Consider the following 22,711-nt stretch of genomic DNA (forward strand, 5'->3'; position numbering starts at 1 on the left):
CGAAACTCCCCCGCCGGACGACACGCTTCCGGCGGGACGGTTACGGGCCTCAGGCCGGGCGGCGTGCCGTGTGCGGCGTACCGCACGCCGGGCAGTCCGGTCTGCGGTCGTACCGTTCCTCCACCGGTTCGGACAGTGCCATCAGATTGAGGCCGAAGCGGAAGCCGGGCTCCATCTCCGGTACGCCCGTGAGCAGCGCGATCGCCGCGTGGACGAGGAGATGGCCGGAGAGGCCCGCGGTCACGGCGTTGACGGGGTTCCACTCCATCCGGGGCGAGGCGGCCTCCTCGTCCTGTCCTGCGGCGAGGCGCAGATCGCGGCGGTCGACCTCACCCGCGCGGTGGCACTCCCAGCACGCTCCGCGGCCGGGCGTGTGGACGCCGACGGTGACGAGCGGTCCGCGGTAGCCGGCGTCGAGCCAGGGGATTCCGGCGGCCAGGCAGACGCGGTTGGCCCAGCGGCGGATCTCCGGCGGCCGGTCGGCGCAGAGCAGCAGCAGATCGTAGCCGGGCGCGAGCAGTGTGGCGATGTCGTCGGGACCGCGGACCGCGCGGTGTTCGGTGGTCAGCGCCACCCGCGAGTTGACCGCCCGCAGGGCCGCGTCGGCGGCGGTGGCCTTGGACCGGCCGATGTCGCTCTCGTGGTACAGGGGCTGCCGGTTGAGGTTGGACAGCTCCACGACATCGCCGTCGACGCAGTGCATCCGGCCCACGCCCGACGCGACCAGGCCCTGAGCGGCGAAGCCTCCGGTGCCGCCGAGGCCGAGCAGCAGGACACGGGCCGAGCGCAGCCGGGCCTGTAACTCCCAGGCGGTCGCGTGCGGTTTGAGGTCCATCCACCGCAACAGCGTCACGCCGCGGCTGTACCGTACGCGGTCCTCGTCGGTGAGGGTGTCCGGTGGCTCCGCCTCGGCGTCCTCCAGGAACCCGGCCTCGTACAGCTCGGTGATCGCCTGGACGACCGCGCCCCCTTCGACGGCCGGGTGCCGGGCGAGCACCTCGTCGACCGACTCGGCCTGGCCGCGGGTCCCGTCGAGCGCCTCGGTCAGCGTCCAGATCCAGCCGTCGGGGTCGGCGACCTCGGCCCCGATCCCGTACACCACGCTCCCGATGCGTACGTTCCCGTCCACGGTGCGGTAGGCACGGTGTTCGGGCTTGACCCGGGGACGCCGTAAGCCGGACACCGGCGGTGGCGGCCGGTCCGGTTTCACGCCCGTACCGCCCTCGGCTCCCTGAACCGGGCGGCCAGCTCGGAGGCGGCCAGCACGATTCTGAACTGATGCTCCACCTGGTCGTGGACCGGGATCCAGCGGGCACGGCAGTCCGCTTCGAACGCGTCGCAGCGCCGTGTGAGGAACACGTCCAGGGAAGCGCGTACCTCGGCCGCCTCCGTACCGCCGGCGCCGGCCGCGCCGCCCGTGACGCCGGGGTCGTGACCGGGCTCCGTGCCGTGCCCGGCGGCGAGCATCTGGTGCAGCATCCCCGCCGTACGGACCACGAGCCGCCGGGCGGCGATCCGGAGCGCCATGATCCGCGCCCGGTTCAGCGGTGGCAGTCCGCCCGTCTCGCGCAGGGCCGCCTCCGGCGCCCATTCGTCCGCCAGCCCGCCGCAGATGGCGAGGTACTCCTCGACCGGCGCGAGCAGCGGTGCCACGGTGGCGGGCAGCCCCGGCCGCACCCGCTCCAGCAGTCCGGCGAGGAACAACGCGTCCTGCCGGAGCGTCCGGCTGATGGTCTCCAGGGCGCCGGACGGGTCGGGGTGGACGGAGGTGTCACCGACCTCCTCGACCCCCCACATCGGTGCTTCGACGACCGCCGTGACGGTGCCGTACGTATACGGATGGAACCAGGTGGAGGTGGCAGTGGCGGCGGGCAGTGAGTGGAACTGGTCCGTTTCCTGGGGCCGCGGCATGTCGTAGACGCCCGGTCCCGGGCTCGGCCAGAAGAACGCGTCGTACGGTCCCAGCTCCACCGGTATCCGCAGATCGGCGGCGGACCGGCCGAGCCGCTCGGGGAGACCGGGCAGCCGGCGGGTCAGCTGGACGAAGCTGCCGCCCACGTCCACACCGTGCAGCGAGCACTGGAGGTAGGGGCGCAGTTCGTCCTGGAGGTCGAGCAGGGCCCGGGTCTCGGGCATCGGTTCCGCGCCGGGCTCCGTGGGCAGCCACTCGGGCTGCTCCGCGAAGCCGGGACGGAAGAAGTGGCGGTAGTGCTGGGCGAAGGTCATCGGGCCCTTGAGCCACCGCTCGTTGCGGCGGGCTCCGTCGGGATCGAGGCAGAGAACGAAGTGCCAGGTCGTATCCATGGCCCGGCCCGGCCGCTCGGGCCGGGCGAGATACCGGGCCAGCCGCAGGGCCGTCATGCCGCCCACCGGTTCATTGGCATGCGGCCCCGCGACCACCAGCGCGTGCCGGCTCCCCCGCCCTATGGACAGCAGCCGTATCGGCTCCCCGGCCCGTGAGTAGCCGATACGCCGCAGGACGGCGCGGTCCGGGTGCGCCGCGGCCAGGCCCCGGGCGCGGGAGGTCAGTTCGTCGACGGTGAGATAACGACCCGGCACAGCGGCCCGTTCAGGAACCGGTCGAGTTGCTGTCGCCCGTGGTCTCTCTCCGGTCGAGACGTCGGATCTTGATGGTGGTCGGCTTGGGACGGGATGTGCTGTCGCTCTTGGCCGTTTTCCGCATGGAACGATCCCCCTTCGACACCACGGTGCCCAACTCCCCGTTGGACACCCTCATGTGATGGTCCGTCACGGATTAGGAGCACGTCAACAGCTGGGGTGACGTGGAATGTGATAAGGGGATACCTGCCGGATGCACCCGTCCGACGAATATCTCACTGTCCGTCAGCGTGCCCTCAGGCAGATCCGTCGAGATCCGTCAACAGGGCCTCGATCGCGGCCAGTTCCGGCTCAGCGAGCGCGGTGGCGGTCAGCACTTCGAGGTTCTGGTCCAGCTGCCGGACGCTGCTGGCGCCGATGAGGACGGAGGTGACGCGCGGGTCGCGCAGCACCCAGGTGAGGGCCAGCTGCGCGAGGGTCTGTCCGCGCTCGCCCGCGAGCTTGTCGAGCGCGCGCAGCAGGGTCAGCTTCCGCTCGCTGAGCGCGTCCCGCTTCAGGAAGTGCCCCACGGCCATCCGCGAGTCGGCGGGCACACCGTTCAGGTAACGGTCCGTCAACTGCCCCTGGGCCAGCGGGGAGAAGGCGATCACTCCGGCGCCCACCCCGGCGGAGGCGGCGATCAGACCGTTGTGCTCGATGCCGCGGTCCAGGAGGTTGTACGGGTGCTGGTTGATCAGCAGCGGGGTACCGAGGTCCCGGAGTATCGCGGCGGCCCGCTCCATCCGCTCGGGCGGGTAGTTGGACAGCCCGGCGTACAGCGCCTTGCCCTGCCGTACGGCCGAGTCCAGCGCCCCCATCGTCTCCTCGAGCGGAGTGTCGGGGTCGAACCGGTGGGAGTAGAAGAGATCGACGTGGTCGACGCGCATCCGCGTCAGCGACTGGTCCAGGCTCGCCAGCAGATGCTTGCGCGAGCCGAACTCACCGTACGGCCCCGGCCACATGTCGTAGCCGGCCTTGGTGGAGAGGAACAGTTCGTCGCGGTAGGGGCGGAAGTCCTGCGCGTAGAGCGTGCCGAAGTTCTCCTCGGCGCTGCCGTAGGGCGGGCCGTAGTTGTTGGCGAGGTCGAAATGGGTGACGCCCCGGTCGAAGGCGCGGCGCAGCACGGCGCGCTGGTTCTCCAGCGGCGCGGTGCCGCCGAAGTTGTGCCACAGGCCGAGGGAGACCTGCGGCAGTCGTACGCCGCTGTGACCGCAACGCGTGAAGCGCATGTCCTCGTAGCGGTCGGCGGCGGCGAGATGGGGAGGCTGCTTCAACGGACTCTCCTGCTTTCGTGTACACGGCGAAGGTCGAGGTCACGGCGTGGCCGAGGTCAAGACGTGTCGCGGTCACGACGTGTCCCTATGATCGCGCGGCCCCGGGGGGCGGGATTCGGCCGGGTCTCGTTTCCGCCGTTCCGGCGCTGTCCGCCGCGAGTCCGTCACACACGGTGGTGGCATCGGTGACCATCCGGGCCCGGCGGGAGAGCCCGCGGAACCAGCACTTCCGGGCAGGTCACACGGTGGGGATACCATCTGAAGTATGGCCGTACGCGCCGTATGTCCCGTCCGGCCCGTTCATGACCCGGCCGACGGCCCGGTCACGCGGTTCGGCAAGGAGGTACCCCACCATGGCTCCCGCGACGCGTTGGTTGACGGTGCTTCCCAGCGGCCACAGCGAGCTCCTGATGCGACAGGCCCGCTATGTCTCCTTCCCCCAGGACACCAGGATCTTCGAGGAGGGCGATCCGGCGGACCGGTTCTGGGTGATCCGCTCGGGCGCCGTCTCCCTGGACATGTACGTACCCGGCCGCCGGCGGGTGATGGTCGAGACGCTCGGGGTCGGGGACCTGCTCGGCTGGTCCTGGCTGTTCCCGCCGCACCGCTGGCACTTCGGGGCGGAGGCGTTCAGTCCGGTGCGCACCCTGGAGTTCGACGGGCACGCGGTACGGGCCATGTGCGAGGCCGATCCTGCGCTCGGCTACGCGCTGACCCGCTCCATCGCGGAGATCCTCGCCCGCCGCCTTGAGGTGGCGCGTACGAAACTGCTCGACCAGTACATGCGCCATGGTGGCCCGGGGCTGTGAGCCGGCGCCGTACCCGCGCACGGCAGGGGCCGTCAGGGCCCCGGTCGGCGCCTCCGGCGCCGTGGCGCTAGCCTGGGAGCCGGTGGTGGCCCGGCGGGCGACCACGCGGCGGTGGGGCCCGCCGTACCCGAACCGCGGAGATCTCCGCCAACGGTCCCTACTTGCGAAGGAGCGCGCCCGCGTACGGGCGCCCGGCGAGTAGGAGACGTATGCCCATGGGAAGCCCGTGGCCCCGCGTGGCGAACGAGCCCGACGAACCCACCGGACCCGATGACGGTGACGCCATGTCCGGAGCCGGCGCCGAGGCCCTGCCCGGGGCCGGGCGGCGGCGTGCGCGGGCCGGAGCGCTGTGGCCGGTGGTGGCCGTCGTGTCCCTCGGCGGTTCGATCGGCGCGGCGGCCCGCTACGGGGCGTCCCTCCTGTGGCCCACCGCGTCCGGCACCTTTCCGTGGACGACGCTCACCGTGAACGTGGTGGGGTGCGCGGTGATCGGCGTCTTCATGGTGGTGATCAGCGAGGTGTGGGCCGCGCACCGGCTGGTGAGGCCGTTCTTCGGGACCGGCGTGCTGGGCGGGTTCACCACGTTCTCCACCTACGCGGTGGACATCCGGCTCCTGGTGGGCTCCGGCAGGCCCGCCACGGGCATGGCGTATCTGGGACTGACGCTGGTGGCGGCCCTCGCCTCGGTGTGGAGTGCGGTGTGGCTGACGCGCCGCGTAGTCGCGTGGAGGCAGAGATGAACGGGCTGATGGGCAGTGCCCTGCGGCTGACGGTCCTCATCGGCGAATCCGATGTGTGGCACCACAAGCCCCTCTACACCGAGATCGTGCACCGCGCGCACCGGGCGGGGCTGGCGGGCGCGAGCGTGTTCCGCGGGATCGAGGGGTTCGGCGCGTCCTCCCTGATCCACACGCAGCGGCTGCTGTCGCTGAGCGAGGATCTGCCGGTCGCGATCGTGATCGTGGACTCGGAGGAGAAGATCCGGGACTTCCTCCCACGGCTGGACGAGCTGGTCCGCGAGGGGCTGGTCACGCTGGAGAACTGCGAGGTCGTCCGTCACGCCGGGCGGCGGGAGGCGCGGTGAACTGGCTGCTGGTCGTGGCCGGGGCCGCCATCGGAGCCCCGCTGCGTTTTCTGACCGACCGGAGCGTGCAGCGCGGACACGACAGTGTCTTCCCGTGGGGGACGTTCGCGGTCAATGTCGTGGGGTGTCTGATCCTCGGGCTGCTGACCGGCGCGGTCGCCGCCGGGGCCGCCTCCTCGCGGACCCAGCTGTTCCTCGGCACCGGCCTGTGCGGCGCGCTGACGACGTACTCGACCTTCAGCTACGAGACGCTGCGGCTCGCCGAGGACGGTGCGAAGCTCTACGCCGCCGTGAATGTCCTCGGCAGCGTGGCGGCCGGGCTGGGCGCGGCCTTCGCCGGGGTCGCCCTCGCCGGGGCGCTGTGGGCGTGAGCCGCCACCGGTACGGTGCGGTGGTGGTCCCCCGGGACGGCCGGCGACGGCGGCTCGGCGGGGCCGCTCCGGACGGCCGACCGAGGAGTACGTACAGGCGATGCGCGAAGCAGACGACAAGGCGACGCCCGCGGCGGACGACGCGCCGGTGATCCTGGGCGACGAGCCCGGCTCGTTCGCCCGGGGAGTACTGACCGACCGCCATCCGGCGCTGATCCAGCAGGTGCGCGACGCCTTCCCCTGCACCCCCGCGCAGCACCGGGCGCTCGACGCCCTGCTGCGCTCGGTCACCGACGGGGTGATCGAGCCGCTCGCGCCGGACGCGCACGACCGCGCCCAGTGGGAGGTCTGGGGGCGTGACGGCGCCGGGGGTTCCCGGTTCGGCCGGTCCTGGTTCGACGTGCCGTTCCTGTGGGCCGAGAGCTACTTCTACCGCGTGCTCCTCGACGCCATGGGCTACTTCGGCGACGGCCCCTGGCGGGGCGTCGACCCGTTCGCCCCCTTCAAGGACGCCGAGCTGCGCGGCCCGGCGGTGGACGACGAACTCGCCGCACTCGACGGGCTCGCCGGACGCCCCGCAGACGAGCAGGCGCTCGCGCTGGCACACGCCTCGCTCTGGGGCAACCGCGCGGACCTCGGCTTCCGGATCGCCTCGGGAGCCGTCGCCGCCGACAGCGGTACGGACCCGCGCCTCGTCGCGGACGACGGCCCGCTGCTGTGGTCCCTGCTGCCCGTGGGCGCGGCGGCCACGGTGCATCTGATCGCCGACAACGCCGGCCGGGAACTCATCCCGGATCTCGTGCTCCTCGACCATCTGCTCCACACCGGACGCGCCTCCCGCGCCGTCCTGCACGTCAAGCCGTATCCGTACTACGTCTCCGACGCGACGATGACGGACGTCATCGACGGTCTGCGGCGGCTGGGCGCGGCGTCCGGATACGCGGCCGGGACCGGCGAACGGCTCTGGGCCGCGATGGCGGGCGGGCGGCTCACGGTGCGCGCGCACGGCTTCTTCCGCGCGCCGCTGCCGTACAGCGCGATGCCCGACGATCTGCGCCGGGAACTCGCGGGCGCCACCGTGACGCTTCTCAAGGGCGACCTCAACTACCGGCGTCTGGTGGGCGACCGGTACTGGGCGCCGACGTCCTCGTTCGCCGGCCGCACCGCGTACTTCCCCGGTCCCGTGGCCGCGCTGCGCACCCTGAAGTCCGATGTGATCGTCGGTCTCGACGCCCGCACGCTGGAGGGCCTGGAGGCGAGCGGGAAGTCGTGGCGTACCAGCGGCACGCACGCGCTCGTCCAGGCCCGTCGCTGACAACCTCGCCGTCCTGTTCCGGAGCGGGAAAGGGCCGCCGACGGTGTCGGCGGCCCTCCTGACGGCCGGTTCACGGGTCAGCCGTGACGAGTGTCCCGTCGCCCGTCAGCGTGCCGGACCGGTACGGCGCGGGGTGACCGTCAGTGTTCCCAGACCGGCAGCCAGATGTCGTTGTCGGCGCCGGCGCAGGTGTACTGGATCAGGGCGTTCCCCTTGCCGACACCGCCCTTGACGTTCAGACACTTCTGGCTGGACTTGACGACCAGCTCGTAGCCGATGCCCTTCCGTACGAACTTCCACAGGGCGTTGGCGTCGTTGCCGCAGGTCCACTGGATGACCTCGGTGCCGTTGGCGTTGCCACCGCCCCTGACGTTCAGGCACTTTCCGCTTTCCTTCGACGCGAACTGGTAGTAGCCGCCGCCCTTGGCGGTGGCCTCCCAGCGTTCGTTCGGGGTCCCTGACCAGGGCCACTGGATGACCGGCGTACCGTTCGCGCTGCCGCCGCCCTTGACGTTGGCGACCTGGCTGGGGTTGGCGGCCAGACGGAGGCTGAGCTGCTGGACGGTGACCGCTCTGTCCGTCTCGGGCTGCGCCGAGGCGGTCGGCGTCATCGAGGCGACGAGCATCGTTCCCGCGAGAGCGGCGGCCGCGGCGGCCCAGTTCAGCTTGTATACCGACATGACTTCTCCTGACACGATTCGGGCCGGACTGTCCGGCACCGGGAGGAGACTGCCGGATGCCGTCGCCATGGAAGCCGGGCGGCGACGCCAAACCACCTCTTCGGGTACTCGGTGTGGGCCGGACGAGTGAGACGGCCGTGTACACCCGCCCCAACCGCCCCAATCCGAACGCGTGTTGCCCGGTTCTCGTCTAGGGAGTTCGCCGAGCGCCGGTGAGCCGGGCCCTCATGAACGGGTACGCCACGGCGTATCCGACGGCCACGCCCCCGGCCACGAAGGACGCCCACGTCAGAGCGGTGCCCCACGTCTGTCCGAAGAGATGCCCGAGGGAGGACGGCACCAGCAGGGCCAGCACCGTCATGACGACCGCGGAGAGCGCATACGCTCCGCGCGTCTTCACGTGGCCGGGCAGGAAGTTGGTCAGTAACTCGGCCAGCAGCAGCACGCGGTGAACCCCGTTCTCCGAGACGTCACGGACTCCGGCCGGTGGCCCGGCCGGTCGTCGGAGTGTCCCAGCGCCGCACTCGCCCACGGAACCGGCGCGCCCGGCGCCTCGCCTTCCGGGACCCCGCCGATCCCCACCGGCCCGATCGGACCCCGGCGATCCCCACCGGCCCGATCCCACCCGTCTGATCCGCGATGCCGCCCGCTGACCCGCCGTATAGGTACGAACCTTTGGCTCCATACGCCCTTGACCGGCCATGACACAGCTCCTACGGTCCCTCGGGAGCCCGAAGTCATTGTCAGGTGCTCGTCAGCCACGGCCGGAGACCCACCGGTCGTGTGACGTTCCAGCCGTACCGACTCCCTCAGGAGGGCCCTCCCATGGCACGCCACCCCCACACCGCCCGAAGGCTCCTGCCCCCCACGCTGATCGCCGTCGCCGCCGCGACCGCGGTGACCGCCGGTCTGCTCGTCTCCGCCGGCACGGGAAACGCCACGGCACAGACCGACAGCGGTATCGAATCCGTCCCGTCGGCCATCCGGACGGTCTCGTCCGGCTGGACCGTTCCCTGGGGCCTCAGCTGGCTCCCCGACGGGGCCGCGCTCGTCACCGAGCGCGACTCGTTCAAGGTCTTCAAGCTCACGCAGTCCGGCGCCCGGACCCAGGTCGGCACCGTGCCCAACGTCGTGACCACCGGCGGCGAGGGCGGGCTCCTCGGCATCGCCGTCTCGCCGAACTGGAACAGCGATCACTACATCTATCTGATGCACACCTCGTCCAGTGACAACCGCATCGTCCGGATGACGTACGACGGCTCCTCGCTCGGCGGCTACACCGTGCTGGTCAGCGGCATGGCCAAGAACCGCTATCACAACGGCGGGCGGATCAAGTTCGGCCCGGACGGCTACCTCTACGCCACCACCGGCGACGCGCAGAACGCGAACCTCTCGCAGGACGCGAACTCCCTCAGCGGGAAGGTCCTGCGGATGACGCCCGAGGGCAGGCCCGCGCCGGGCAACCCCTTCGGCACGCTCGTCTACTCCCTCGGCCACCGCAACCCCCAAGGGCTCGCCTGGGACGCGCAAGGCAGGCTGTGGGAGGCTGAGTTCGGCAACACCAAGTTCGACGAGCTGAATCTGATCGAGCCCGGCAAGAACTACGGCTGGCCGGTCTGCGAGGGCAACTGCACCACCGCCGGCATGACCAACCCCGCCCGGCAGTGGCCGACGAACGAGGCCTCCCCCAGCGCGGTCGCGTACGCCGACGGCGCGCTCTATCTGGCGGCGCTGCGCGGCGAGCGACTGTGGCGGATCCCGGTCACCGGTACGAGTACGGGCACGCCCGTCGCGTACTACGCCAGTCAGTACGGCCGGCTGCGCACCGTGGAGCAGGTCCCCGGCAAGAACGCCCTGTGGCTGGCGACGACCAACGCCGACGCCAACGGCGGCGAGCCGGCCGGCGCGGACAAGGTGTTCCAGATCGATCTGCGCTAGGGGCCCGGACGTGCACGCCTCCCTCGGCCGGGCGCCGGGCCGGGGGAGGTGCCCACGCCCTGATCACACGTGTGCTCCGCGCCGCTCGCGGGCCGGAGGGCCCGGCCCGAAGGTGGGGGGGGAGAGCCCGACGGTGAAGGGAGCGCGGTGTGGCCACCAGGGCCGACGAGCCTGCGGATCCGGACCGCCCCCGGGCACGCCGGCCGTCGAACGGCGCCGTACTGCTGTGGGTCGTGGGACTGACCGGGTTCATCCTGGTGATCGGCCTGCTGACCGGCACCGGCGTACGCCTGGTCAGCCTGCTCGTGTTCCTCCCCGCGTTCGCCGCCGCCTTCTCCGACGTCCGGCAGACCATGTTCACCGCGTGCTGGTCCATCGCCGCGATGGCGCTGTCCCTGGCCTACCACCCGGCACCGGACCAGGGCGATGACATCGCGGCGCTGACACTGACCGTGGTCTTCGGCGTGCTGAGCGTGCTGGGCTGCCGGTACCGGATCGGGCACGAGAACGAGATGCTGCGGCTGCGGTCGACCGCCACCGCCATGCAGCGGAGCATCCTCCGGCCGCTCCCGCTGCTCACCGACCAGGTGCTGATGGACGGTGTGTACGAGCCGCTCCAGGAGGACAAGCTCGTCGGCGGCGACATCTACGACCTGGCGGCCTCGCCCTACGGCACGCGCGTGCTGATCGGTGACGTCCAGGGCAAGGGGCTGCCCGCCATAGGCACGGCCTTCGCCGTGATCGGCGCGTTCCGCGAGGCGGCGTACCGCGAGACGACGCTCCCCGGTCTCGTGAACGCCCTGGAGGAGGCCGTCGTACGGCACAACGCCATCGCCGCCGAGGCCGACGAGCCGGAACGGTTCGTGACCGCGCTCGTCCTCTGTATCGACGACTCCCCGACGGTGCAGGCCATCTGCTGCGGACACCCCCGCCCGTATCTCGTCGGACCGGGCGCGGCCGTCTCCGTACTCCTCGATGAAGCGGATCTCCCGCTCGGCCTCGGCTCGCTGGCGTCCGCGGCCCGCACCGTCGGCCGGTTCGACTTCCCCTTCGACACCACACTGCTGCTCTGCACCGACGGCCTGACCGAGGCCCGCGCCCCCGACGGCACGTTCTTCCCGCTGCGGAAGCGTCTCGCCGAGAGCGCGGAGCTGCCCCCGAACCGGCTCGCGCGCTCCCTCCACACGGTTTCCCGGGCCTTCGCCGCGGGACATCAGCAGGACGACATCGCCGTGCTCGCCCTGCGGCGCTCCTCCGCCGAGGGCCGTTCCCCGGCCGCGTGACACCGCAGGGCGTCCCGGACGTCAGGCGTCCAGGCGTCCAGGCGTCCAGGCGTCCAGGGCGAGGTCAGACCGGCCGGCTTCCCGCGCTCGCTTGCGCGGGCTCGGCCGCCGGGGTCGCCGCCGCCGGTCCCGTACGCAGGATCCGGGCGGCCGACGCGGCGATCACGCAGAAGACCACCGGCAGGAAGAAGGTGAGGTTCAGCGGGATGAAATGGGTCATGGGCCCGATGATCGCGGGCCCGGCGAGCATGCCCAGATAGCCGAGTCCGGCGACGCGGGAGACATTCACCCCGGCGTTCCCCTGGTCCGCGTGGCCCGCGGCGCTGAAGAGCTGCGGTACGGAACCGGACAGCCCGATGCCGAAGACCGTCCAGCCGGCCAGGGCGAGGGGAATCCAGGGGGAGAGCGCGACGACCGTCAGCCCGAGCGCCCCCAGGGCCGTGCCGTAACGGACGATCGCGACGGGGCCGAAGCGCGCCGCCACCCGGTCGGTGAGCAGCCGTCCGATCGTCATGGCGGTGGAGAACGCGCCGTAGGCGAAGGCGGCGGTGGCGGCGGGCGCGTCGAGGACTTCCCGCAGGCCCAGCACGCTCCAGTCGTTGGCGACGCCCTCGCAGAGCATCAGCATGAAGGCGAGCGCGGCCAGCGCCCAGATCCGCGAGGGGGTCTTCGCGCGCGGAGACTTCCGACCCGCCCGGGACAGCTCCTGGTCCGCCGGGGACGGCTTGCGCCCGGCGCCGGTCTCACCGGCCGTGCCGTCGTGCGTCTCCGGGCCGTGGGCGGGCGCGGGCCGCAGCAGGGCCGGGGTGAAGAGGACGGTGACGACCACCCCGAAGACGCTGACCGAGGTGAGGGTCAGCGCCGCGCTCCAGTCCCAGCTGAGGGTCCGGGCGCCGACCAGCGCGGCCAGCACCCCGCCGACCGAGAAGAAGGCGTGGAACGCGGACATGATGGGCCGTTCGTAGCCGCGTTCGACCTGGACGGCATGGGTGTTCATGCTGACGTCCAGACAGCCGTTGCCGAAGCCGAACACCAGCATGGCCACGGCCAGGGTCCACGCCTCGGTGGCGAGGCCGGGCAGGATCAGCGCGGCGCTGCACAGCGCCGCGCTCGCGGGCACCACCTTGCGCGCGCCGAGACGGTCGGTGAGCGGCCCGACCAGTTGCATTCCGGCGAACGCGCCGCCGCCGAGCAGCAGCAGGAGCCAGCCGAGCACGGCATGGCTGATCCCCGCGCGGTGCTCCACGGTCGGGATGTGGACGACCCACATGCCCATCACGAACCCGTTGAGGGTGAAGAAGCCGAAGGTGGCGATCCGGGCGGCGCGCAGTGATTTCTCCATGCGTGTTCTCTCCATGCGAGCGAACATAGCAAACATGGAATACGTTCGAAACATTGCCCAACGGTCGCCAGCCATGTTCAATATCCGGTATGGCGCGCACAGAACGACTGAGGCTGATCACCGATGCCGTACGCGAGGCCGGGCAGCTGAGCGTGGCCGGACTGGCGCGGCTCACCGGGGCCTCCGAGATGACCATTCGCCGCGATCTGGAGGCCCTGGGCACCCAGGGTGTACTGGAGCGCTACCGCGGCGGCGCCAGAAGCCTGCTGCTGCGGGGCGAGGAACCGCCCTTCGCGCTCCGGGCGCGGGAGGACACGGAGACGAAGCGGCGCATCGCCGCCGCCGCGGCCGGACTGATCGCCGACGGCGAGTCGGTGCTCGTCGACAGCGGCACGACCTGTCTGGAGGTGGCCCGCGCCCTGGAGCACCGCAGGCTGACCGTCATACCGCTCTCCCTGCACGCCGCGAACGCGCTGACCGGTGCCCCCCGGCTGAAACTGCTGCTGCCCGGCGGTGAACCGCGTCCGGGCGAGCTGGCGTTGACCGGCCCGCTGACCGAGGCGTCGCTCGCCGCGCTGCGCTTCGACACCGCCGTCATCGGCTGCTGCGGGCTCACCTCCAGGGACGGTCTGACCGCGTACGACCTGGCCGACGCCGCCGTCAAGCGCGCCGCGATCTCCTCGGCCCGCCGGGTGATCGCCGTGGCGGAGGCCGCCAAGCTCTCCCGTACGGCGCTCGCCTTCGTCGCGCCGGTCTCCGCGCTCGACGCCGTCGTGACGGACGGGACGGCCCCGGAGGAGGAGACGGCCGCGTTGGCCGCGGCCGGGGTGATCGTACGGACGGTGTGAGGCGCCGCCAGGTGTGAGGGGGCGGCGAGGGGCGGGCGGGGACCGCCCCGGCATCTGTCCTAGAGCTGCCTGAGGTGATCGCGCAGGCTTCGGGCGACCTGCGCCATGAGGGCGTCGGCCCCGGGTTGGGTACTGGCCGGGACGAGTGACTCGGTGAGGACGGCGATGGCGAAAGCCTGGCCGTCGGAGTGCTCGACCACACCGATCTCATGACGGAGGTTGAGAAGGGTGCCGGTCTTGGAGGACCAGGTGGTGGCGTCGGAGCTGAAGTCCGGGGTGAGCCGGTGCCGTAGCACGTTGTGGCTCATGAGCCCGCGCACCCGCTCGGCCACTTCGGGGTGGATCGCCGAGGGTGTCCACAGGGCCTGGAGCAGTTCGACGTAGGCGCGTGCGCTGCCGGTGTTGGCGCGGGTCGTGTCGAGCTGCGGCACCCGGTGCCCACGGCCGCTGGTGCCCGCGTCGATGGCGAGGGAGTGGGCGAGATGGGCCTCGGCGGCGTCGAAGCGTTCCACGGGGGTGTCGGACAGTTCGAGCATGCCGTGCCGGACGGTGAGGCCGCGCACGCCGAGTTCGTGGAGGATGCCCGCGACCCGGGCGGGCGGGGTGAGGGCGAACAGCGCGTCGGCGGCCGTTCCGTCGCTCACGCAGGTGCTCAGATAGAGCAGGTCGTCGATCGCGATCCGGGCGGGGTGACGGAATCGGCTCAGCCCGGTGGGGCCGGGCGTGGTGATCCGCCCGGGTTCCACGTCGAGCGTCGTCGCCCCGTCGAGCTCGCCCCGCCGTATGCGCTCGGCCGTCGCCAGCGCGAGCGGCACCTTGACGAGGGAGGCGGCGGGCAGCGGGGTGTCCGGGTCGATCCCCAGCTCTTCTCCCGTGTGCAGGTCCCGCACGAGCAGGCAGCCGTGCAGACCGCCGTCGCGCAGTTGCCGGCGCATCTCGCCGAGCAGTGCCTCGGTGTTCACGCCGCCGCCCCGCCCGAGGCGCCCGCCCGGGTGCCCGCGCCCAGGAGACGGGCGAGGCCGTCGCCCAGGCGCGCCTCGATGTGCTGTGGATTGCCGTCCGCCGCGGCGGCGAGGGCGAACCCCCGGCTGAGTGTGATCTCACCGATGGGCCGCCAGTGCAGGGCGAGTTCCCCGGCCTGCGCCGGGGAACACAGCAACAGGTCCTGCGCGCAGAGGACTTCCGCGGCGGCGGTCGTCAGGTCGGCCGCGGCGACGAGCTGTGCGGGCCGCAGGCCCACCGCGTCGCGCAGTCGCGTCAGCGGGTCACGGATATGCGGCACGTCGTCCTCAGGCTGGATCCAGATACGGCGCGCCGGGCCGGCGGAGGCCCGTCCGATCCGCAGCGTCTCGACGTACACACGCCTGACGCCGGGATCCCGCGCACCGGCGAGCCCGAGCGGGACGGACCACGTCGCCTCGTCCCCGGGCACCGCGAGCACGGCGGCACGCACCTGCTGGGCGTGGATCAGCTCCCTGCGCTCCGCCGGCGCGGCGACGCGGAGATCGAGCGTGACACCGTATCCGCGCGCCTCGGCGACGAGACGGGCGAGTCCGGCTGTGGAGCAGATGCCCGGCACCGCGAGCCGCCAGGGCTTGCGCTTGGCGGCGGTCGCCTCGTTCAGCAGCACCTCGGCCGACTGTACGAGCTGTCGGGCGGCCGGCAGCATGTGCCGGCCGAAGGGGGTCAGGACGGCCCGCCGTGACGTGCGCTCGAACAACTGCTCACCGAAGCGTTCCTCCAGCGCGGCGACACGACGGCTGGCCACCGACTGGGACATCCGGGCAGCCGCCGCTCCGACGGTGAAACTGCCGTGTTCGCTGACGCTGACAAACGCGTGACACGCTCCCACCAGATCCACGCGCCGCACTCTATGCCAGATCGGCATGGAACAGCGCATGAGCGTATTGGACCGCATGGCAGTCCGACGGTGAGGGTGGTCCCGGCACCGATGACCACGACCACGTACCGGGATGGGGCCGTGTCACCCCATCCCCTATGCCGCCCCACGCGCCCGCCCGCGCGCACGGGGCGCCCCGGAGGTTTGGACCATGCACTGCACCCGTGCCCGGCGCGCCGTTCTCGGCGCACTCGCCGCGCTCGCCCTCGTCCCGCTCGTGGCCTGCGGCCAGGAGAGTTCCGCGGCCTCGTCGTCTCTGTCCGCCGCGTCGTCCCCGTCCGCCACGGCGACGACAGGGCCGGGCGCGGCGACGAAGCCGTTCACCGGCGAACTCAAGGAGCTTGAGCGCACGTTCGACGCGCGGCTCGGTGTGTACGCCATCGACACCGGCACCGGGCGCGAGGTGGCGTACCGGGACGGCGAGCGGTTCGGCTACGCCTCCACGTTCAAGGCGCTGGCCGCCGGTGCCGTGCTGCGGAAGTACTCCCTGAGCGGCATGGACCGGGTGATCACATACTCCAAGGAGGATCTGGTCGCCAACTCCCCCGTGACCGAGAAGCACGTCGAGACCGGGATGACCTTGAAGGAGCTGTGTGACGCCACCGTCCGCTTCAGCGACAACACCGCGGCCAACCTGCTCTTCGACCAGCTCGGCGGCCCCAAGGGCCTCCAGGCCGTACTCCGGGGCATCGGCGACGACGTCACCCTGATGGAGCGCCGCGAGCCCGAGCTGAGCCGGTGGGTCCCCGGCGACACGCGGGATACGAGCACGCCGCGGGCGCTGGCCAGGGATCTGCGCGCGTTCGTGCTCGGAGACGTCCTCGGCAAGGGCGAACGCGCCCAGCTCACGGAGTGGCTGCGGACCAACACCACCGGGGACGAACTCATCCGGGCCGGGGTGCCCAAGGGCTGGGTGGTCGGCGACAAGACGGGATCCGGCAGCTACCACGGCGCCCGCAACGACATCGCCGTGGTGTGGCCGCCCGACTCCGCCCCCATCGTCATGGCGATCATGTCGAACCGCCCCGGCAAGGACGCCGCCTACGACAACAAGCTGATCGCGGAAGCCGCGTCCGTGGTCGTCGGCGCGCTGTCGTAGCGGACGACACGCTGTCGTAGCGGACGACACACTCCGCGGACCGATCCCCCACACGCCCGGCGACGGCGACCCGTGGGCGGACACCTGGCCGTACACCGACCCGGTGTTCGTGGACGTGATCCGCCGATCCACTGACCGGCGCGGAGCCCGCCCCCGGACGACCGGCGGCGGGCGCTCAGCTGTAGTAGGCGATCTTGCCGTCGAGGACCTCCATGGCCCGGCGCAGCGCCGCCACTCGCTGCTCCAGGGTGGCGCGGTGCTCACGCAGGAAGGTGACCTTTTCCCGCGGAGGCTGCTCGGCTCGCAGGAGGGCGACGAACCCGCGCAGGTCCGCGATGCCGAGGCCGGCCTCGCGGAAGCACGTGACCAGGCCGATCCAGAAGATGTCGTCGTCGGTGTACTCCCTGCGCCCGCCGACGGAGCGGCCGATCGGGCCGATGAGCCCTTCGCGTTCGTAGTAGCGCAGCGTGTCGATGGAGACGCCGGTGCGGTCGGCGGCCGCCGCCGGGGTAATGGTGGTCATGGAGCTCCTTCGGCTGTCGCCGCTACCGCGCTTCGGCGAAACGCGCCAGGTGCTCGTCACCGAGCCGCACATGGCGTGCGCCGAGCGCCTCCTCGATCTGCTCCACCCGGCTCACGCCGACGATGGGATCGATGCCCTGCCGCATCAGCCATGCGAGGACGGTCTGGTTCCTCGTGGCCGACAGCTCACCGGCGATGTCGTCCAGGACCGCGAGCACCCGGGTGGTTCCGGGGTGATCATAGGTCCGCGGAAGCGGCTTGTCCGCGCGTACGTACGAACCCCACATCAGCGAGGTGTACGACCATACGGCGAGCCCCTCCGACCGCGCGAGGTCCAGGTCGTCGGCGGTGAGCATGCGGTGGGCGGACTCCGCGAGGGGGGTGAGCGGGCGCGGCTGGACGAGTGAGTGGCGCAGTTGGAGGGCCGTCAGCGGTTCCACGTGCCGCTGTCGCGCGAGCGACCGGGCGCGTTCGACGCGCCAGGCGGCATGGTTCGCGGCCCCGACCCGCAACGTGGCTCCCTGCCCGACCAGTTCGCCCAAGGCCCCGACGGTTTCCTCCAGTGGCACGCTGCGGTCCTCGGCGTGGGCCCAGAGCAGATCGAGGTGGTCGACTCCCAGGCGGCCCAGACTCTCCTTCACTCCGGCGTGGATGGCGCGGGCGGAGAGTCCTTCCGCGCTGTCCGGCCAGGAGTGCGGGACGAGGGGGTTCTGCCGGACCTTCGTCGCGATCCGCACCGCGTCGCGCGCACCCGGGCGGGCCCGGAGCCATGCCCCGATGAGACGCTCGCTGGCGCCGCCGACGCCGCTGGGGTCGGCCCAAAAGGAGTAGGCGTTCGCGGTGTCGAGCCAGACACCGCCGGCGGCGACGAAGGAGTCGAGGACGGCGAAGGCCCGGTCGCGGTCGACGAGGGTGCCGAAGTCCATCGTTCCGAGGACGATCTGAGGGTCGGTCGTGTTCATGCGTTCTATGCTCGGATCTGGAGCGCGCTCCAGATCAAGGGCTTTACGGCGAACGGTCCGGACTGGTTCCGGAGGCCGCCACCGCGTACAAGCCGCCACCGCGTACAACACGAGAAGGCGGTCCGGTGAGGGACATAGCGAGTCCTGGGCGCCGGGGGATCCTCGCGCTGGGCGCGGTGGTGGTGCTAGCGGCCTGTAACCCGGCCGCGAAGAGCACGGACGGTGCCAAGGTCCGCACAGACCTGGAGCCTCTGGAACGCCGGTTCGCCGCGCTCGGCGCGCTGTCCGGCGCGCACTGGCTCGGCACCGCGCTGGGCGCCGATTCGAGGATGTCCGTTCCGGGCCCCACCGATGTTCGCGTGGTGGGAACCGCCCGGCTGGGAGCAGGTGCCGTCGCCGCCATCACGGGGGCGCCGCATCGGAGCTTTCGGCGTGAGACACCACGCCGGATTCCGGGCGAGCTGGCCGAGTTCATGCCCGACGGCGCACGGTGGGTCCGCGGCGAATCCTTCGACAGCGACATGACGCGTGGGACGTACTCCGGCGCGTTCTATCTCGATGCGGGAACGGACACGGTCTACTTCGACACGACCAATCCGAGCGTTTCCGCCGGCTCCGGGCCGTGATCCGGTCCGGCGGCCCTCCGCCGTGGCTCAGCCGGGAGCGCCGAGCCCGGCGTCCCTGGCCAGCAGTGCGGCCTGGACGCGGTTTCCGGCGTCGAGTGCCGTGAGGATCCGGCTGATGTGCGCCTTGACGGTGCTTTCGCGCATACCGAGCGCCGTCGCGATCTCCGCGTTGGAGCAGCCCAGCGCGAGCCGTGCCAGTACGTCCGTCTCGCGCGGTGTGAGCCGGGCGACCTTGGCGCGCGCCGCCAGCGCCGCGGGCCGTTCGGCGTGGTGGTAACGGTCGATCAGCCGGCGGGCCGCGGCGGGGTGCAGCATGCCCTGGCCCGCGGCCACCACGTGGACCGCGCGGATGATCTCCAGCGGATCGGTGTCCTTGAGCAGGAAGCCGTCCGCGCCCGCGGCGAGCGCGTCGTAGACATACTCGTCCAGGTCGAAGGTGGTCAGGGTGATCACTCGCGGCGGGGCCGGGAGCGCGCGCAGCCGGCGGGTCGCGGCGATACCGTCCATACGCGGCATCCGTATGTCGACGAGCGCGATGTCGACACGGTGCCGGCCCGCCTGCTCGACGGCCGCCAGCCCGTCCGCCGCCTCACCGACGACGGTCAGTTCCGGGTCGGTGGTCAGCAGATCGACGAGACCGAGCCGCACCAGGGCGTCGTCGTCCACCACCAGGACGTTGATCATGACGCCGCCGAGGAGAGGTCGGAGGAGGTCACGGGCAGCCGGGCGGCGAGCCGCCAGCCTCCCCCGGTGGCGCCTGCGTGCAGATGGCCGCCCAGCGCGGCGACCCGCTCCGCCAGACCGATCAGACCGTACCCGCCGGGCGCCCGCGCCCCGGGGTCCTCGGACGCCGGAGGGGCCTCCCCCGCGGGCCCGTTGACCACCTCGACCGTGGTGGCCGGCGGCCCGTAGTGCACGCGCACCGCGACCGGCGCCGCGCAGGCGTGCTTGCGGGCGTTGGTCAGGGCTTCCCGCACGAGCCGGTGCACCGCCAGCCGGTGGGTGGTGGAGGTGCTGCCCGCGTCCCCGGACACCGTCGACTCGATCAGCTGTCCCGCGGCCCGTGCCTCGGCGAGCAGCTCGGCCAGATCCTGGAGCGCCGGGGCGGCCACGGCCACCGTGCCGTCGGCCCCGGCGGTCCCCACCGCCCCTGCCGTCCCGCCGGTCCCCCGGGGCCCGTCGTCGGAGCGCATCGCCCCGAGCACCTCGCGCAGATCGTCCAGCGCCTGTCCCGCGGTGCTCCGCAGCAGGGCGATCCGCTCGACGGTGGCCGGGGGCATTCCTTCCCCGCGCAGCTGGAGCACCCCGGCGTGCAGCATGAGCAGGCTCAGCCGGTGGGCGAGTACATCGTGCATCTCCCGGGCGATCCGCGACCGTTCGGCCAGTCTCGCCTGTTCCGCGCGGAGTTCGCGCTCCACCCGCAGTTGTTCGACCTGGTCCGTCAGCGCCTCCAGCAGCCGGCGCCTGCTGCCCAGCCACATGCCGAGCGCCAGGGCGAGACCAATGAGCACGGAATTGCCGAAGCTCGCGGTGGTCCAGTTGCTCAGCCGCCCTCCGGTGAGCGGCTCGCCCCGGGTCAGCGCGACGGCGAGCCACGGCAGCCCGGCGGTCAGGACGATTCCCAGACACACCCACACCTCGCGCAGCCTGCCCCGCGAGGAGAAGTGGTACAGCGTCACCAACAACGGCAGCAGGGCGCCGAGAACCGCCGACACGAGCGCCGCGCCCGCCGCCGCCCGGGGATACCGGTGGCGTCCGAGGGCCGCCACCGAGGCGATCACCGCCACCCATGGCGCGGGATCCGCCAGCGTGTCACCGGCCGACCGGTAACCCTCCAGTACGGACATCAGGGCGAGCGCCACCGCCGACGGTGCCTCCACCCACAGCGGCATTCTGCGGCCGGGCTCGGATTTCACCTCGTCATCCTAGAGACGCCGTACGCCGGGCTCCCCCGCCAAACAGCCATCGCCACCCCCGACTTTCGTCGGAGACCGGCGTCGCACAACAGCCGATTCCCCGGCTCCGCCCGCTGCCTAGCGTCGCTCGCATGGCTCTTCCACCGCCCCGTACCCCGCTGGTCCGCACCTCGCCGGCCGGCACCTCACCCACTGGCGCCGCACGGACCGGCGTACCCCCGGCCGGGGGTGCGCGGGCCCGGCGCACGCCCGTCCGGCGGCTCGCCGACCGGGGGCTGTTCTTCGCGGAGACACTGCGGACGTTCCGTACGACCGGCGCCGTGACGCCCAGCGGGCGCCCGCTGGCCCAGGCCCTCGCCGCGCCGCTGGCGGAGCGTACCGGTCGCCCCCGCGCCGTACTGGAGGTCGGGGCCGGCACCGGCGCGGTCTCCCGGGTACTCGCCGCTCTGCTCGGGCCGGAGGACACCTTGGACCTGGTCGAATCCAACCCGCGCTTCGCCCGCGTGCTCGCGGCCGATCTGCGTGCCGACCCCCGGTTCACGGTCCTGGGGGGCCGGGCCGGGCTCATAGCCGCACCGGTCCAGGAGCTGGACCCCGCGGCACGGTACGACGTGATCGTGTCGGGGCTGCCGTTCACCAACTTCCGCCCCGACGAGGTGTCCGATCTGCTCGCGCGCTATCTGACCGCGCTCAGACCGGGCGGTCGGCTGACGTACTTCGGCTATCGCGGCACCACCAGGCTGCGCGCGGTGTTCGGCAGCTCCCGGAGCCTGGCCCGGCACAGCGGAGTCGTGCACGTGCTCGACTCCTTCCAGCGAGCCCATGCCGTCGGCTGCCGCACCGTCTGGGGCAATGTGCCACCGGCGCGCGTCTGGCAGCTGAGCGCACCGGCTCACGAACACCGGCCGGACATTCCCTAGCGCGTGACGTCCTTGACGAACACGATGCCGTCGCTGTCCGCCAAGTGGGCCGGGTCGAACGGGGCGTAGCCGAACCAGGGGGATACGCGGGGCGCGGGGCGTGTGTCGCCCAGTGCGGCGGCCAGCCGCCGGGGGTCGACGACGTAATGGTCTTCCGGGAGCGCGTACAGCAGTCCCTCGACGGTGTCCGGCGGCGGCGTGTCCACGCCCTGGTGCCGGATCGTGCCGAGGGCCGTGGCCACGAAGGCGTACTCCTCGCCGAGCCGGACGCTCACCAGCGCCCCGGCGCTCCACCACTCCAGCGGCATGTCGCCCATCCGCATCGAGCTCTTCTCCCGCTGGAAATGCGAGTTGTGGGCGTGGAGGAGTGCCGGGCCCCGGTCGGCGAGGGCGAGGAGGTTGTCGGCCATCATCTGGCCCCGCAGGCCGATCAGCCGCGTCATGCGGCCCGGTGAGGTGTCGGCCATCCAGAAGTGGTAGCGCAGCAGCCCGACGGCGGTGCGCCCGTACAGGCGGGCCCGGTCCCAGTCCTCTCGCGATGACGTCGTGATCAGGTATGGCGTCTGCGCGTCGAGCAGCGCGACCAGATCGTCGGCGAGCAGCCGCAGTTCCCCGGCCTCGGCCGACCGCCCCGCGGACCGGGACGGGTCCATCATCGCGGCGGGCTCGGTCCACCGGTCGTCGGCGCCGAGCAGGCGGTCGAGTGTGTCCGCGGTACAGGGGAGCAGCCGCGCGTCCACCCGGGCCGCGAGATAGCCGTGGAGTGCGGTGAGGGCCTGCCGGGGACTCGCCGCGTGGGTCATCTCCAGCGGGCCGTCGAACCCGGCGAAGCGGAGCCGCTCGGACGCGGGCCGGCCGTCGTCGTCGGCGCGGACGTTGTAGGCGCGCATCCAGCGTACGAGCTCGCGGTTGGCCGCGGAGGCGCCCCAGCCGTGGCTGATTCCCCGTGCCATGACGTCGTCCAGGGTGCCCGTGCCCGAGGTGACGTAGTCGTCCACGACCAGACCCATCAGGCAGTCGCTCTCGATCGCGATCGTCCGGTAGCCCTCCTGTTCGACGAACTGCCGGAAGAGCTCGTTGCGCACGTCGAGCAGGAGGTCCTCGCCGTGGGTGGGCTCGCCGAGGGCGAGCAGTCGCGGCCGGGCCGGAAGGGGCTTCAGGAGGGCGGCGGCCGTGACGGCCCGAGCGGCGTCCTTGATGTCGGTAACCATGCCTTCAACGGTA

25 protein-coding genes are annotated in these 22,711 nt (G+C 72.1%); 11 read left to right on the forward strand and 14 right to left on the reverse strand.

Features of this window, described 5'->3' with window-relative positions; translation table 11 throughout:
* Positions 1-49: 49 nt before the first annotated feature.
* The 4 genes from ACIOGX_RS05000 to ACIOGX_RS05015 all read right to left on the reverse strand — a co-directional run bounded on the left by ACIOGX_RS05000 (position 50) and on the right by ACIOGX_RS05015 (position 3,827).
* Positions 50-1,129 carry a ThiF family adenylyltransferase gene (locus ACIOGX_RS05000; protein WP_356510978.1) on the reverse strand — a complete coding sequence of 360 codons (1,080 nt, stop codon included), beginning with the start codon at positions 1,127-1,129 and terminating at the stop codon, positions 50-52.
* Positions 1,130-1,206: 77 nt separating this feature from the next.
* Positions 1,207-2,559, reverse strand: coding sequence for a M14 family zinc carboxypeptidase (locus tag ACIOGX_RS05005; protein WP_401910350.1), 1,353 nt, complete (start codon positions 2,557-2,559; stop codon positions 1,207-1,209).
* 10 nt (positions 2,560-2,569) lie between these two features.
* Entirely contained in the window at positions 2,570-2,737 is a 168-nt protein-coding gene (locus ACIOGX_RS05010) for a hypothetical protein (protein ID WP_401759981.1), read from the reverse strand.
* A gap of 118 nt (positions 2,738-2,855) precedes the next feature.
* Complete coding sequence (locus ACIOGX_RS05015; RefSeq protein WP_401760245.1) at positions 2,856-3,827, reverse strand: aldo/keto reductase; 972 nt, start codon at positions 3,825-3,827, stop codon at positions 2,856-2,858.
* A 398-nt stretch (positions 3,828-4,225) separates the two neighbouring features.
* Here ACIOGX_RS05015 and ACIOGX_RS05020 point away from each other — a divergent pair, with 398 nt between their 5' ends.
* The 5 genes from ACIOGX_RS05020 to ACIOGX_RS05040 all read left to right on the forward strand — a co-directional run bounded on the left by ACIOGX_RS05020 (position 4,226) and on the right by ACIOGX_RS05040 (position 7,451).
* On the forward strand, positions 4,226-4,681 hold the full coding sequence (locus tag ACIOGX_RS05020; RefSeq protein ID WP_356510982.1) for a cyclic nucleotide-binding domain-containing protein: 456 nt from the start codon (positions 4,226-4,228) through the stop codon (positions 4,679-4,681).
* A 284-nt stretch (positions 4,682-4,965) separates the two neighbouring features.
* Positions 4,966-5,421 (forward strand): fluoride efflux transporter FluC, encoded by a 456-nt coding sequence (locus ACIOGX_RS05025; RefSeq protein WP_384771671.1) that lies wholly within the window; start codon positions 4,966-4,968, stop codon positions 5,419-5,421.
* Positions 5,418-5,765 carry a DUF190 domain-containing protein gene (locus tag ACIOGX_RS05030; protein WP_129772438.1) on the forward strand — a complete coding sequence of 116 codons (348 nt, stop codon included), beginning with the start codon at positions 5,418-5,420 and terminating at the stop codon, positions 5,763-5,765. Before ACIOGX_RS05025 ends, ACIOGX_RS05030 begins: the two co-directional genes overlap by 4 nt.
* Complete coding sequence (crcB, locus tag ACIOGX_RS05035; RefSeq protein WP_356510985.1) at positions 5,762-6,136, forward strand: fluoride efflux transporter CrcB; 375 nt, start codon at positions 5,762-5,764, stop codon at positions 6,134-6,136. The genes ACIOGX_RS05030 and crcB overlap by 4 nt, the downstream gene beginning before the upstream one ends.
* 100 nt (positions 6,137-6,236) lie before the next feature.
* Positions 6,237-7,451 carry a damage-control phosphatase ARMT1 family protein gene (locus tag ACIOGX_RS05040; RefSeq protein ID WP_401910354.1) on the forward strand — a complete coding sequence of 405 codons (1,215 nt, stop codon included), beginning with the start codon at positions 6,237-6,239 and terminating at the stop codon, positions 7,449-7,451.
* Positions 7,452-7,591: 140 nt separating this feature from the next.
* Here the strand turns inward: ACIOGX_RS05040 and ACIOGX_RS05045 are convergent, their stop codons facing one another.
* On the reverse strand, positions 7,592-8,131 hold the full coding sequence (locus ACIOGX_RS05045; RefSeq protein WP_356510989.1) for an RICIN domain-containing protein: 540 nt from the start codon (positions 8,129-8,131) through the stop codon (positions 7,592-7,594).
* Positions 8,132-8,321: 190 nt separating this feature from the next.
* Positions 8,322-8,576 (reverse strand): hypothetical protein, encoded by a 255-nt coding sequence (locus ACIOGX_RS05050; RefSeq protein WP_401910357.1) that lies wholly within the window; start codon positions 8,574-8,576, stop codon positions 8,322-8,324.
* A gap of 380 nt (positions 8,577-8,956) precedes the next feature.
* Between ACIOGX_RS05050 and ACIOGX_RS05055 the strand changes: the two genes are divergently transcribed.
* Together ACIOGX_RS05055 and ACIOGX_RS05060 are read left to right on the forward strand one after the other, a co-directional pair.
* Entirely contained in the window at positions 8,957-10,069 is a 1,113-nt protein-coding gene (locus ACIOGX_RS05055) for a PQQ-dependent sugar dehydrogenase (protein WP_401910360.1), read from the forward strand.
* A 149-nt stretch (positions 10,070-10,218) separates the two neighbouring features.
* A complete protein-coding gene (locus tag ACIOGX_RS05060; protein ID WP_401759993.1) occupies positions 10,219-11,352 on the forward strand; it encodes a PP2C family protein-serine/threonine phosphatase in 1,134 nt (377 codons plus the stop codon).
* A gap of 64 nt (positions 11,353-11,416) precedes the next feature.
* On the opposite strand, the gene ACIOGX_RS05065 is transcribed toward ACIOGX_RS05060, so the two are convergent.
* Positions 11,417-12,694: an MFS transporter gene (locus ACIOGX_RS05065; RefSeq protein WP_401910565.1), complete on the reverse strand. Its 1,278-nt coding sequence runs from the start codon at positions 12,692-12,694 to the stop codon at positions 11,417-11,419.
* An 89-nt stretch (positions 12,695-12,783) separates the two neighbouring features.
* Between ACIOGX_RS05065 and ACIOGX_RS05070 the strand changes: the two genes are divergently transcribed.
* Entirely contained in the window at positions 12,784-13,542 is a 759-nt protein-coding gene (locus ACIOGX_RS05070; protein WP_401910363.1) for a DeoR/GlpR family DNA-binding transcription regulator, read from the forward strand.
* Positions 13,543-13,601: 59 nt separating this feature from the next.
* Here the strand turns inward: ACIOGX_RS05070 and ACIOGX_RS05075 are convergent, their stop codons facing one another.
* Positions 13,602-14,504: a serine hydrolase gene (locus ACIOGX_RS05075; RefSeq protein ID WP_401759999.1), complete on the reverse strand. Its 903-nt coding sequence runs from the start codon at positions 14,502-14,504 to the stop codon at positions 13,602-13,604.
* Positions 14,501-15,403 (reverse strand): LysR family transcriptional regulator, encoded by a 903-nt coding sequence (locus ACIOGX_RS05080; RefSeq protein ID WP_384771688.1) that lies wholly within the window; start codon positions 15,401-15,403, stop codon positions 14,501-14,503. Before ACIOGX_RS05080 ends, ACIOGX_RS05075 begins: the two co-directional genes overlap by 4 nt.
* Positions 15,404-15,593: 190 nt before the next feature.
* Between ACIOGX_RS05080 and bla the strand changes: the two genes are divergently transcribed.
* Positions 15,594-16,541 carry a class A beta-lactamase gene (gene bla / locus ACIOGX_RS05085; protein WP_401910366.1) on the forward strand — a complete coding sequence of 316 codons (948 nt, stop codon included), beginning with the start codon at positions 15,594-15,596 and terminating at the stop codon, positions 16,539-16,541.
* Positions 16,542-16,716: 175 nt separating this feature from the next.
* Here the strand turns inward: bla and ACIOGX_RS05090 are convergent, their stop codons facing one another.
* Positions 16,717-17,064, reverse strand: coding sequence for a MerR family transcriptional regulator (locus ACIOGX_RS05090; RefSeq protein ID WP_401910368.1), 348 nt, complete (start codon positions 17,062-17,064; stop codon positions 16,717-16,719).
* Positions 17,065-17,086: 22 nt separating this feature from the next.
* Complete coding sequence (locus ACIOGX_RS05095; protein WP_401910370.1) at positions 17,087-18,025, reverse strand: aldo/keto reductase; 939 nt, start codon at positions 18,023-18,025, stop codon at positions 17,087-17,089.
* Between the two features lie 125 nt (positions 18,026-18,150).
* On the opposite strand from ACIOGX_RS05095, the gene ACIOGX_RS05100 reads away from it, so the two are divergent.
* Positions 18,151-18,651: a hypothetical protein gene (locus tag ACIOGX_RS05100; RefSeq protein WP_401910372.1), complete on the forward strand. Its 501-nt coding sequence runs from the start codon at positions 18,151-18,153 to the stop codon at positions 18,649-18,651.
* A 27-nt stretch (positions 18,652-18,678) separates the two neighbouring features.
* Here the strand turns inward: ACIOGX_RS05100 and ACIOGX_RS05105 are convergent, their stop codons facing one another.
* Positions 18,679-19,335: a response regulator transcription factor gene (locus ACIOGX_RS05105; protein WP_356511010.1), complete on the reverse strand. Its 657-nt coding sequence runs from the start codon at positions 19,333-19,335 to the stop codon at positions 18,679-18,681.
* The gene (locus tag ACIOGX_RS05110) at positions 19,332-20,567 is read right to left on the reverse strand and encodes a sensor histidine kinase (protein WP_401910375.1); all 1,236 of its coding nucleotides are present in this window, start codon (positions 20,565-20,567) and stop codon (positions 19,332-19,334) included. The genes ACIOGX_RS05105 and ACIOGX_RS05110 overlap by 4 nt, the downstream gene beginning before the upstream one ends.
* Before the next feature lie 131 nt (positions 20,568-20,698).
* On the opposite strand from ACIOGX_RS05110, the gene ACIOGX_RS05115 reads away from it, so the two are divergent.
* Positions 20,699-21,487, forward strand: coding sequence for a class I SAM-dependent methyltransferase (locus ACIOGX_RS05115; protein WP_401910377.1), 789 nt, complete (start codon positions 20,699-20,701; stop codon positions 21,485-21,487).
* On the opposite strand, the gene ACIOGX_RS05120 is transcribed toward ACIOGX_RS05115, so the two are convergent.
* A complete protein-coding gene (locus ACIOGX_RS05120; RefSeq protein ID WP_401760016.1) occupies positions 21,484-22,698 on the reverse strand; it encodes an erythromycin esterase family protein in 1,215 nt (404 codons plus the stop codon). The two genes, ACIOGX_RS05115 and ACIOGX_RS05120, sit on opposite strands and share 4 nt — an antisense overlap.
* Between the last annotated feature and the right edge of the window lie 13 nt (positions 22,699-22,711).

The sequence above is a fragment of the Streptomyces sp. NPDC088147 genome (assembly GCF_044741565.1).
In the GTDB taxonomy this organism is placed as follows: Bacteria; Actinomycetota; Actinomycetes; order Streptomycetales; family Streptomycetaceae; genus Streptomyces.

Coding starts and splice junctions, on each gene's coding strand:
- ACIOGX_RS05010 (WP_401759981.1), bottom strand. CDS start 2,737: ATGAGGGTGTCCAACGGGGAGTTGGGCACCGTGGTGTCGAAGGGGGAT.
- ACIOGX_RS05015 (WP_401760245.1), bottom strand. CDS start 3,827: ATGCGCTTCACGCGTTGCGGTCACAGCGGCGTACGACTGCCGCAGGTC.
- ACIOGX_RS05020 (WP_356510982.1), top strand. CDS start 4,226: ATGGCTCCCGCGACGCGTTGGTTGACGGTGCTTCCCAGCGGCCACAGC.
- ACIOGX_RS05025 (WP_384771671.1), top strand. CDS start 4,966: ATGTCCGGAGCCGGCGCCGAGGCCCTGCCCGGGGCCGGGCGGCGGCGT.
- ACIOGX_RS05030 (WP_129772438.1), top strand. CDS start 5,418: ATGAACGGGCTGATGGGCAGTGCCCTGCGGCTGACGGTCCTCATCGGC.
- ACIOGX_RS05040 (WP_401910354.1), top strand. CDS start 6,237: ATGCGCGAAGCAGACGACAAGGCGACGCCCGCGGCGGACGACGCGCCG.
- ACIOGX_RS05045 (WP_356510989.1), bottom strand. CDS start 8,131: ATGTCGGTATACAAGCTGAACTGGGCCGCCGCGGCCGCCGCTCTCGCG.
- ACIOGX_RS05055 (WP_401910360.1), top strand. CDS start 8,957: ATGGCACGCCACCCCCACACCGCCCGAAGGCTCCTGCCCCCCACGCTG.
- ACIOGX_RS05065 (WP_401910565.1), bottom strand. CDS start 12,694: ATGGAGAAATCACTGCGCGCCGCCCGGATCGCCACCTTCGGCTTCTTC.
- ACIOGX_RS05070 (WP_401910363.1), top strand. CDS start 12,784: ATGGCGCGCACAGAACGACTGAGGCTGATCACCGATGCCGTACGCGAG.
- bla (WP_401910366.1), top strand. CDS start 15,594: ATGCACTGCACCCGTGCCCGGCGCGCCGTTCTCGGCGCACTCGCCGCG.
- ACIOGX_RS05090 (WP_401910368.1), bottom strand. CDS start 17,064: ATGACCACCATTACCCCGGCGGCGGCCGCCGACCGCACCGGCGTCTCC.
- ACIOGX_RS05095 (WP_401910370.1), bottom strand. CDS start 18,025: ATGAACACGACCGACCCTCAGATCGTCCTCGGAACGATGGACTTCGGC.
- ACIOGX_RS05105 (WP_356511010.1), bottom strand. CDS start 19,335: ATGATCAACGTCCTGGTGGTGGACGACGACGCCCTGGTGCGGCTCGGT.
- ACIOGX_RS05115 (WP_401910377.1), top strand. CDS start 20,699: ATGGCTCTTCCACCGCCCCGTACCCCGCTGGTCCGCACCTCGCCGGCC.
- ACIOGX_RS05120 (WP_401760016.1), bottom strand. CDS start 22,698: ATGGTTACCGACATCAAGGACGCCGCTCGGGCCGTCACGGCCGCCGCC.